The following is a 10,135-nucleotide window of genomic DNA, read 5'->3' on the forward strand; positions in this document are numbered from 1 at the left end:
CGACGCCCGGCCCGTCACGGAAATCACCTGTTTGACGACACCCGCCGAACCTGCGTCAGCGCGAGTTGGAGCCGTCCAATGGAAGCCTTCCCCTCAGCACCGCCCCGCCGCGTTCCGGATTTGTCCGCCTATGCGTATCAGGTGGGCCGGTTCGTTCGTTCTGGCCCACACGGTTATCTAGGAAGATGATGCAATCGGAGATGTACTCCTCCAGGCCGTGGCGCGAAAACGAGCCATCAGGGCCTGGTTCACCGGTAATGAATGCCGTAACGCGCTTGTCCTTTAGCCATCGGAAAAGTCGTTTAATTTCCAAGCGAAGGATGCCTTGATCGGTAAGGCCTGCGAATAGAGATTCAATGGAGTCCAGAACGACACGCTTCGCGCCGATGGAATCAATGGCGTGTTCCAAACGCACAAAGATACCCTCCAGGTTAAGATCCGGCCCTTGGATATCTCGACGTTCTAAGACGACATGTTCGAGAACAATCTTTTTCTTTGAAACAAGGCTTTTCAAGTCGAGGTTCAGAGAGGCGAAATCTCTATGAAGTTCCTCATTCGTCTCCTCAAACGACATGAAAACGCCAGGCTCGTTATATTTGAGAGCTCCATTGATCATAAAGTCTAAGCCGAAAAGCGTCTTTCCAGTGCCGGGGCCACCAGAGATTAGGGTGATATTGTTTTTCGGAAGTCCGCCATCTGTAAGTTCATCAAATCCTACGATGCCGGTCGGGCATTTGGCCAATTTGTGTGGCTTGACGGTCTTTGTTTTACCGGAAGTTTTTGGCATGTCTGTTTTCCGTTTTTTGACGTCTTGTACCGTCGCTTCCAAACTGCGCTTGGCGTCCGCAACGCATATTGGTCTCGATATCTGTTAGGCGTGGTTCTGGCCCGCGCCTGCGTCGCCGCTCTCAGCGCCGCCGGCGCCCCTCGCGATGCGAACGATGGCGTCAGCGATCGCCTCCGGCGAGAGGATGTAGTCGATACAACCGCTGTCGATCGCGCTCTGGGGCATGTCGGGTTGTTTGGCAGTATCAAGCGTTTGGGCGATCGTAGTTCCGCCGACCTCCCTGATGCCGCAAAGCGCTTCGGCTCCATCTCCGTCATAGCCTGACACGATGACGGCGATGAGCTTGCCGTCCCAATGCTCCGTCAAGGATTTCAGGAAGACCGTAATCACGTCGGGCCACCCCCGCGGCTTCGATATCGGTTCGAGGCGGAATCCCCCGTCGAGCACGTGAAGGTCTCGCTGGGCTGGGATGATGAACACACGGTTCGGCACAATGCGCAGGCTGTCGGTGATCAACTCCACAGGCATTCTCGTGTGTCTGGGGAGGATTTCATGGAGCATCGTGGCGACGGATCTCAGATGATTGACGATAACAACCGCGACTCCCATGTCGTCTGGCAAGTTTTCAAGCAGCCGGATGTAAGCATCGAGGCCGCCCGCCGAGCCACCGACACACACAATCGGAAAGTCTCTGCCGGACGACGACTTTCTCAATAGTGTTTGATCCAGAGGGAACGTGGACGCATCTGTCGTCGCGGGCATGGGGCGCTCGTGGAGTGCGTGATCCTCGAGCGTAGGCGTCAGAGCTTAGGCGTCCGATCGTGCGGTCGCCATCTTCGGAAACTACCCAATTGGGGTGGTCTTGCGCCCAGCAGGTCGCCCGGCCGCGCCGTCCGAGTCACCCTACAGAGCCTCTGTGGATCTCCCGGGCACCGCAGTAGCGAGCGTAACGAACAGCCTACGAGCCTGCGTCCACAAGTTCGCTAACGCGCGACATCGCCTTAGGTAATTTCCGAGGATGGCGGCGGAAGTAGAGAGGATCGAGGCTTCGGTCCCTCGAATTGACGTTTGAAGCTCATGAACAGTCGGCACACCTTCCCGCCAACGAACCTCTCTCTTCTCACGCCGACTGAAATGGACGATGCCGACCACATGGCCGTCTCGCACGGCGCAGTCGCATTTGACATGATGGAGGCGGCAGGGGGCGCCGTAGCCGTGGCGATAGGCGCCCGCTGGCCAATGCAGCCGGTGACGGTTTTGTGCGGGCCCGGCAACAATGGGGGCGACGGCTTCGTGGTCGGTCGCCACCTAAAGGCTGCCGGCTGGCCGGTGACCTTGGGGTTGATGGGGCCTCGCGAAAAGCTGCATGGCGAGGCCGCCCAAGCGGCCAACCTGTGGGCGGACCCGGCGGAGGCCTTCTCGCCAGACCTTCTACACGGCGCGGGAATCGTCGTCGACGCGATGTTCGGATCGGGCCTTTCCCGGCCGCTCGACGGCCAGGCGCTGGAGATGGCTGAGCTTCTGACCGCCAAGCGCCTCCCCGTCTGCGCCGTGGACGTTCCCAGCGGCGTGGATGGAGCGACAGGTCGGGTTCTGGGCGCCGCCGCGCCGGCCGACCTGACGGTGACATTCTTTCGCAAGAAACCTGGCCACCTCCTCTATCCTGGCCGAGGACTATGCGGCGACGTCGTGGTCGCGGACATTGGCATTCCGGCGGCTGAACTCACGCGCATCGCCCCCCAGACGTGGGAGAATGGCCCCGATCTCTGGCTGGAGGGATTTCCTTGGCCCCAAGCCGAGTCATACAAATACAAGCGCGGCGAGGTTCTGGTCCTAGGCGGTGAGGAGATTACGGGCGCCAGTCGGATGACCACCGAAGCGGCCTCCCGCGCCGGCGCGGGCATGGTGACCCTCGCCGCGCCAGCCAAGGTCTGGAGCCTTTATGCGACATCGCTGATGAACGCGATCGTTCGCAGCTTCGATGGCTTGGCCGAGTTCGAAGCCATGCTCGAAGACAAACGTCGAAATGTAATCGCGATCGGTCCTGGCGCAGGAGTAGGCGCGGTGACCCGCGCCTACGTCCTTGCCGCCCTAAAGACCAAGCGGACAGTCGTTTTAGACGCCGACGCGCTGACCTCCTTTGCAGAAGCGCCCGACGTCTTGTTTGCGGCGATCGAAGGATCCTGTGTGATGACGCCGCACGAGGGCGAGTTCAAGCGGCTCTTCCACCTCAAGGGCGACAAGCTGGCCCGAGCGCGCGCTGCGGCCGCTCAGTGCGGGGCTGTGATTGTGCTCAAGGGGTCCGACACAGTGATCGCCGCGCCGGACGGGCGGGCCGTCATCAATTCCAACGCTCCGCCGCAGCTGGCGACAGGGGGGACAGGTGACGTGCTGACCGGGATTGTCGCGGCCCTGCTCGCCCAGGGCATGGCGCCGTTCCACGCGGCGGCCGCGGCGGCCTGGCTGCACGGAGCCGCGGCTTCGGCATTTGGCCTGGGGCTTGTCGCCCAAGACCTACCGAACGCTATCCCTGGGGTTCTTCAAACTCTCCGGGCGCGCGCGGGACCCGACGCCGATCGAAGGACGAGACGATGAAGGCGATGGTTCTCAACAAGCCCAAATCCGCCCTCGTGTGGACCGAGATGGCGGATCGCCACCCTGGCCCAGGGCAGATTCGGGTGAAGGTGCTCGCTTGCGGCGTTTGCAGGACAGACCTGCATGTGGTCGATGGCGAGCTGCCTAATGCCAATTCGCCGATCATCCCTGGTCACGAGATTATCGGACGAATCGATGAACTGGGCGCCGGCGTCACGGACCGTACGGTGGGCGAACGGGTCGGTATTCCGTGGCTCGGCCACACAGACGGCGACTGTCCTTATTGCCGCGCGGGACGCGAGAACCTCTGCGACCATCCGCTCTTCACCGGCTATACCCGCGATGGGGGTTACGCCACCGCAGCCATCGCGGACGCGAGTTTCGCATTTCCGCTCGGCGAGACGGGGAGTGACGTGTCACTGGCGCCCTTACTCTGCGCCGGCCTGATCGGCTGGCGTTCTCTGTCGATCGCCGGAGAGGGCAAGCGGCTTGGACTCTACGGCTTTGGCGCCGCTGGCCATATCGTGGCTCAGGTCGCCAGATGGCAGAAACGGGAGGTCTATGCGTTCACCCGGCCAGGCGACACCTATACGCAGGCCTTTGCGAAGAGTCTCGGCGCCGTCTGGGCCGGCGGCTCTGATGAGACCCCGCCGCAGCCGCTGGATGCGGCCATCATCTATGCGCCCGTCGGCGCTCTTGTGCCCCTGGCGCTCAAGGCGGTGCGCAAGGGCGCACGCGTGGTCTGCGCCGGCATCCACATGAGCGATATTCCAAGCTTTCCCTACGACATCCTCTGGGAAGAGCGGCAGCTGGTGTCAGTGGCCAACCTCACGCGACAGGATGGCGTCGACTTTCTAGGCCAGATCCCGAAGATGGGCATCAAGGTAAAGACGACCACTTATCCGCTCGAAAAGGCGAATGAGGCCCTGGCCGATCTGCGCGCCGGGTGCTTCGAAGGCGCAGCCGTGCTCGTGCCGTGAGGCCCAGTTGTCGGCATGAAGAAATGATCGGAGGAATTTCGGGTGCGGGAGGGCTACGACGTCGATCTCCATAAGTGGCAGACGATCGGGGATTCTTTGGCAACATCGGACGCGGATCCATTCGCGACGATCTGTCCAAATGAACCGGGCGAACGATTAGGTCCTGCAGCGGTCGCAGGTTTAGTCCACGAGAACGGACGGGACCAATGCCAAAGCCAACGGTGATTGCGCGTCAGACAGCCTATGCTGGCTATCTCACCGTCGAGACAGTGCGCGTGCGGCTACAGGATGGCTCAGAAGCTGATCGGGAGGTCGAGTCGCACGGAGATGCCGTCTCAGTCCTCCCTTTTGATCCGGAACGTCGCACTGCACTTACGGTGGAGCTTTTTCGCCTGCCAGTACTCGACGTCACTGGTCAAGCTGCACTTCAGGAGGCCTGTGCAGGAATGATAGAGAAGGGCGAAAGGCCGGAGACGACCGTGCGCCGCGAAGCGGAGGAAGAGCTTGGGGTCAAGCTGTCGTCCCTAGAACCTGTGGCCAGGGTTTGGTCAAGCCCAGGCGTAAGCACAGAACGGGTGTCGCTTTTCCTGGCCGTCTATAGCGAAGCCGACCGCAACGGCGAAGGCGGGGGGGCGAAGGGCGAGCATGAGGACATCACGGTCCGAGAAACCGATCTCCTGGACCTGGCTGAAGCGGCAGACGCAGGCCGGATCGCTGATGTTAAACTGTTCGCCCTGCTTTGCGCGCTGCGGGTGCGTCGCCCCGACCTTTTCGTTAGTGCAAGTCCACGCATCTGGTGACCAGCCTGCGGCATGATCGCGCCAGAAGCTCACCTTGGCTGACCGCCAGAAAGCAAGTTCCGAGCGCAGTTTGGGCCTGAGAAAACGGTCGAAATCGTCCAGACGGCATCCATCATCCGTACAAGGCGTTCCGTTCAAAGAGCTTTTCTGGAGTTCGACGAACCGCTGCCAGAGCTGAAACGCCGTCAGTCCCAACCTCACCTTGGGACCGCTGCAGGGCAAACTGCTCGGTTGCTCCGCGCTCGCCCGGCGTCCAAGAAGGAACAGGCCAATGACGGCCGATGCCAACGCATCAACAGCCTCGGGCTCCGGCCCGGGATCTACGCCCGACGCAAAAGCCCCCGGCACGCCTTCGGCCCTTCCGCCGCCATCTTCGGCAGGCACATCGGCCTCGAAACCCGGCTTGACGAACGAAGAAGCGCGCAACCGGCTCGATAAGGTCGGGCCCAACGCCATGCCTGATGCAACCACACACCCCCTGCGTGGCGCACTGGAGAAGTTCTGGGCTCCCGTCCCTTGGATGCTCGAAGCCGCAATCGTGCTCGAGGTCCTGCTCGGTAAATATCTGGAAGCCGGGATCATCGCCCTGCTTCTGGTGTTCAACGCCGGTCTTGGACTGCTGCAGGAAAGCAGAGCCCAGGCGACCCTCGCGGCGCTGAAATCAAAGCTTGCCCTGAACGCCTCGGTCAAACGCGACGGTGTATGGAAGACCGTACCGGCGGCGGAATTGGCGCCAGGCGATCTGGTGAAGCTGTCGCTGGGCGGCGTGGTTGCGGCCGACGTGACACTGACCAGCGGCGAGGTTCTGCTGGATCAGTCCATGCTGACCGGAGAGTCCGTGCCAATCGAAGCGGGCGCGGGCGTGCAGACTTACGCGGGCGCCTTGGTGAGGCGAGGGGAAGCGGAGGCGCAGGTCAACGCGACCGGCCCGCGCACAAAATTCGGCCGCACTGCCGAGCTGATCCGCACCGCCCACGCCGTCAGCTCCCAACAGACCGCAGTCCTACGGCTGGTGCGCAACCTCGCCATCTTGAATGGCGGCGTCATCGTGCTGCTGGTGGCCTATTCCTGGCATCTGAAGATGCCAGTCGGCGATATCATCCCACTGGTGTTGACGGCGATCCTGGCTTCGATCCCCGTCGCCCTGCCAGCGACCTTCACCCTGGCCTCGGCGCTTGGCGCTCAGGCCCTGGCCAAGCTGGGCGTACTCCCCACGCGCCTCTCCGCTGTGGATGAGGCCGCTTCGATGGTCGTCCTCTGCGCCGACAAGACCGGCACACTGACGCAGAACGCCTTAACCGTGACCACGGTCAGCCCGATGAAGGGCTTCGACGAGCCGCATGTTCTGGCCTTGGCCGCCCTGGCGAGTTCCGACGGGGGCGAAGATCCGGTCGATGGCGCCATCCGTGCCGCCGCCAAAGCCAAGCCAGTGTCTGACGCCCCAAAGCTCGTCAAGTTCGAGGCCTTCGACCCTGCCAAGAAGATGTCCGAGGCGAACGTGACGAACGCCGCGGGATCGGCACAGCGCATCGTCAAGGGCGCCTTCGCCGTGGTGAGCGCACTTGCGGCGCCATCGACCGCTGCGATCGCTGCGGCGAAGTACCTTGAAGATAGGGGCTTTCGGGTGCTGGCGGTCGCTGTCGGTTCCGCAACAGCCATGAAACTGGCGGGGCTCATCGCTCTCAGCGATCCGCCGCGCGACGACTCGGCCTCGTTGGTGAGCGAACTACGCGACTTGGGCGTGCGCACTGTGATGGTGACAGGGGACGCGCCGCAGACGGCGGCGATCGTCGCCAAAGCCGTGGGAATGGACGGCGCGGTCTGCCCGCCGGGGCCGATCCCTGACGCCGTCAACCCGGATCAATTCGCGGTCTACGCCGGGGTATTGCCGGAGGATAAATACAATCTGGTCAAGGCGTTCCAGAAGGGCGGCCACACCGTCGGCATGTGCGGAGACGGCGCTAATGACGCACCGGCCCTGCGCCAGGCCCAGATGGGCATCGCAGTCTCAACGGCCACCGACGTCGCCAAGTCCGCCGCCGGCATGGTGCTGACCGAGCCTGGGCTGGCGGGCATCGTGGCCGCGGTCAAAGAAGGACGAATCACTTTCCAGCGCATCCTCAGCTATACGCTGAACTCCATCACCAAGAAGACCATGCAGGTGTTGTTCCTGGCGATCGGCCTCGTCATGACCGGTCATGCCATTCTGACCCCCATATTGATGGTGGTGATCATGATCACCGGCGACTTCCTGGGCATGGCGCTGACGACGGACAATGTCCGGCCGTCGCCTGCTCCGAACGCCTGGCGGATCGGAAATCTGACCATTGCGGGCTTGATCATGGGACTCGGCGAGCTGCTCTTCTGCACCGCCGTGTTCGCCTTCGGCGCCTATCGCCTAGGGCTGACGGTCAGCGCTCTGCAGACACTCGCCTTCGTCACCATCGTCTTCGGCAACCAGGCCACCAACTACACCAATCGCGAGCGCCGCCACCTGTGGTCCTCGCGGCCCAGCACCTGGCTTCTTTTCTCTTCCGTAGCCGATGTGCTGATCGCTTCCGCCTTAGCGATCTTCGGCCTCGCCATGGCGCCACTGTCAGCGTGGCTGGTTGCCAGCGTGCTCGCCGCCGCCGCCGCCTTTGCTACCCTCTTGGACCTGGTGAAGGTCCCCGTGTTCAGGCGTTTGAAGATCACCTGAGACAGGGTTGGACGTGACCAGGAAGAACACAAACATCCGGCCCAAGGAGGTTCGCGTACAAGTTCGAAATTTCCAAACATGATCATCCATCTGAAGCCTCTGGTTCCGGAACAACTCATCCGACAGTTGGCTGCGTTGATTGAAACTCACGAGCCGATTCTGTCCCAACAAGCGGCTGGCCTTGTGGCGGGATCGGCTAAATAGCTCTCGAGTAACGGTCGCTGTGTATCTCAATTGGTTCTACCGGACTTCGGCAAATGGCTCTGCGAGGCCAGATTGCGCGTGAGCACGAACAGCAAGGTCGCTATGATGCGGGCGTCCGCACTACTCTCCTCGGCGGGCCCACCGGGACGGAAATGTCGTGAGTTCAAACCCTTCGGAACCGGCCGCGACGACCGGCCGGGCCGAGCGTCTCAACCAGGGGTGCTTTTGCGTCACTCTGGACCGCGACCGGCTGGCGGCGGCTCTAGACGAGGAAGTCGGCGAAGTGGGGTTCGCAGCCGATCTGGCCGCCTCCCATCGGACCTTGTTTTCCAATGTGCCCATATTCGTGCCGGCCGACGCGATGGCTGAGATGGAGAGGGTCGTCACCGCTATTGAGTGTGCGGCGAAGAGCCCGGGATACGTCGCAACGGTTCTGGCGCGCGCGCCCGTCATCGCCCAGGCGGACTTCGGGCCGCTCGGCGCCTTCCTCAACGCCTTCTTGGCCCGAGCCCAGCGCGCCTGCTGCGCCGAAATCCTGCCCAGCACGGCCGCGAAGGAATCGGTCTTTGACGCCAAGGTCGCTGGGATGTTTGTCGAAGAATGGCGGCGACAGGGCAGGGCAGGAACCCCTGGACGTATCGCGATCGTCGACGACGCCCCCCAGCAGCAGCATCTCTATGCCGAGTTTGAACTCGCGCAGGCCCTCCTGATCGGTCAAGGCCTGAATGCCGTCATCGTAGATCCAATGGACTTCGAGCTCCGCGACGATCGGCTCTATGTCGGGGATCAGCATATCGACCTGGTCTATAACCGCCTTGTTGATTTCGCCCTTGAAGAGCCGCGACACGCCGTGCTGCGCGCGGCCTATCTGGGAGACCAGGCCGTCGTAACGCCCAACCCCCATATCCACGCTACGCTCGCCGATAAACGTAACCTGATCGAGTTGGCCGACGCCGAGCGGCTGAAGTCTTGGGGACTGACTCCCGCCCAGATCGCGTCTCTCCAGAACGCACTGCTTCAGACAACGGTCGTGTCTGCGGACAACGCCGACGATCTCTGGCGAGACCGAAACGCGCTGTTCTTCAAGCCTGCCGGCGGTCACGGCAGCAAGGCGGCCTATCGCGGCGACAAGGTCACGCGGAAGGTCTGGGAGCAAATTACAGCCGGCGGCTACGTTGCCCAGGCCTTTGCCGCGCCAGGCCTTCGACGCCTAAGCGAGGCCGGCGAACAGATTGAGCTGAAGGTCGATGTGCGGCTCTACACCTATGCCGGTGATGTATTGTTGGCGGCGGCCCGGCTCTATCAGGGCCAGACGACGAACATGCGCACGCCAGGCGGTGGCTTCGCGCCTGTCCTCACAGTCGCCGCGGGAATAGCGGTCTGACCACAGATTTTTTCCAGGCTGACGGGCGCTCCCGCAGCACCCGGACCCATCCTGATCGGCGGCAAGGATTAGAGCGCCGGGATCGATACGTGTAAGCTGTGGATTGATCTATGGAATCCCCGATACGGCAGATTGTGTGCGTTGCCGCAGAGAAGGAATCAAACCCATGTCTGACGATGCCTCCGATTCCGCCAATGACCCCCTGAAGCTGCGCAAACGGGCGCTCGCCAGGTGGGATAATGAGGGCGGCGCTGAACCAGACGGGCCGCAGGCGGCTTCCACATCCGTCGAAGGCGAAGCTCCCATGCCTGACAATGGCGCCGCCGAGATCGCGTCTCTGCATGTCCGGGTTATCGCGCTTGAGAACCTGTTGATCACCCTGCTCGCCACGGCCTCGGATCGGCAGATCGAACTGGCCGGTGAAATGGCCGCCTACATCGCGCCCCGCCCGGGCTTCACGCACCATGCCCTGACGACACGGGCCGCCGCGCACATGCACGATTTGGTGAAGCGCGCGACGCACTTTCGCGATGAGGAATCCTCCTAGACAAGGCGCCTCGGTTCACTCGGTCGGCTCTTATATTGACTGTCCGAATCGCATCGAACGTCGCCTTTTTTGACCCAGCGGGGTCCTTAGAGTCCGTTTTGGAAAGTCACGGATGGGTGGTTCTGCGTAGCAGGTTTCCG

8 protein-coding genes are annotated in these 10,135 nt (G+C 62.3%); 6 read left to right on the forward strand and 2 right to left on the reverse strand.

Going from position 1 to position 10,135, the window contains the following annotated elements; translation table 11 throughout:
• Positions 1-55: 55 nt before the first annotated feature.
• Both G3T14_RS22255 and G3T14_RS22260 read right to left on the reverse strand, forming a co-directional pair.
• Positions 56-787 (reverse strand): ATPase domain-containing protein, encoded by a 732-nt coding sequence (locus G3T14_RS22255; RefSeq protein ID WP_163644704.1) that lies wholly within the window; start codon positions 785-787, stop codon positions 56-58.
• A gap of 84 nt (positions 788-871) precedes the next feature.
• Positions 872-1,549 (reverse strand): chemotaxis protein CheB, encoded by a 678-nt coding sequence (locus G3T14_RS22260; RefSeq protein ID WP_163644705.1) that lies wholly within the window; start codon positions 1,547-1,549, stop codon positions 872-874.
• Positions 1,550-1,864: 315 nt separating this feature from the next.
• Here G3T14_RS22260 and G3T14_RS22265 point away from each other — a divergent pair, with 315 nt between their 5' ends.
• The 6 genes from G3T14_RS22265 (at position 1,865) to G3T14_RS22290 (ending at position 9,995) form a co-directional block, all read left to right on the forward strand.
• Positions 1,865-3,382 carry an NAD(P)H-hydrate dehydratase gene (locus G3T14_RS22265; protein ID WP_163644711.1) on the forward strand — a complete coding sequence of 506 codons (1,518 nt, stop codon included), beginning with the start codon at positions 1,865-1,867 and terminating at the stop codon, positions 3,380-3,382.
• Positions 3,379-4,362 carry a zinc-dependent alcohol dehydrogenase family protein gene (locus tag G3T14_RS22270; RefSeq protein ID WP_163644706.1) on the forward strand — a complete coding sequence of 328 codons (984 nt, stop codon included), beginning with the start codon at positions 3,379-3,381 and terminating at the stop codon, positions 4,360-4,362. Before G3T14_RS22265 ends, G3T14_RS22270 begins: the two co-directional genes overlap by 4 nt.
• A gap of 206 nt (positions 4,363-4,568) precedes the next feature.
• The gene (locus G3T14_RS22275) at positions 4,569-5,162 is read left to right on the forward strand and encodes an NUDIX hydrolase (protein WP_163644707.1); all 594 of its coding nucleotides are present in this window, start codon (positions 4,569-4,571) and stop codon (positions 5,160-5,162) included.
• A gap of 403 nt (positions 5,163-5,565) precedes the next feature.
• Positions 5,566-7,860, forward strand: a complete 2,295-nt coding sequence (locus G3T14_RS22280) for an HAD-IC family P-type ATPase (RefSeq protein WP_246733499.1) — start codon at positions 5,566-5,568, stop codon at positions 7,858-7,860.
• Positions 7,861-8,221: 361 nt separating this feature from the next.
• Positions 8,222-9,448, forward strand: a complete 1,227-nt coding sequence (locus tag G3T14_RS22285; protein ID WP_163644709.1) for a hypothetical protein — start codon at positions 8,222-8,224, stop codon at positions 9,446-9,448.
• A 166-nt stretch (positions 9,449-9,614) separates the two neighbouring features.
• A complete protein-coding gene (locus G3T14_RS22290; RefSeq protein ID WP_163644710.1) occupies positions 9,615-9,995 on the forward strand; it encodes a hypothetical protein in 381 nt (126 codons plus the stop codon).
• The last annotated feature ends 140 nt before the right edge of the window (positions 9,996-10,135 follow it).

Source organism: Methylobacterium sp. BTF04, assembly GCF_010692745.1.
Taxonomy (GTDB): Bacteria; Pseudomonadota; Alphaproteobacteria; order Rhizobiales; family Beijerinckiaceae; genus Methylobacterium.

Coding starts and splice junctions, on each gene's coding strand:
- G3T14_RS22270 (WP_163644706.1), top strand. CDS start 3,379: ATGAAGGCGATGGTTCTCAACAAGCCCAAATCCGCCCTCGTGTGGACC.
- G3T14_RS22290 (WP_163644710.1), top strand. CDS start 9,615: ATGTCTGACGATGCCTCCGATTCCGCCAATGACCCCCTGAAGCTGCGC.
- G3T14_RS22255 (WP_163644704.1), bottom strand. CDS start 787: ATGCCAAAAACTTCCGGTAAAACAAAGACCGTCAAGCCACACAAATTG.
- G3T14_RS22275 (WP_163644707.1), top strand. CDS start 4,569: ATGCCAAAGCCAACGGTGATTGCGCGTCAGACAGCCTATGCTGGCTAT.
- G3T14_RS22260 (WP_163644705.1), bottom strand. CDS start 1,549: ATGCCCGCGACGACAGATGCGTCCACGTTCCCTCTGGATCAAACACTA.
- G3T14_RS22265 (WP_163644711.1), top strand. CDS start 1,865: ATGAACAGTCGGCACACCTTCCCGCCAACGAACCTCTCTCTTCTCACG.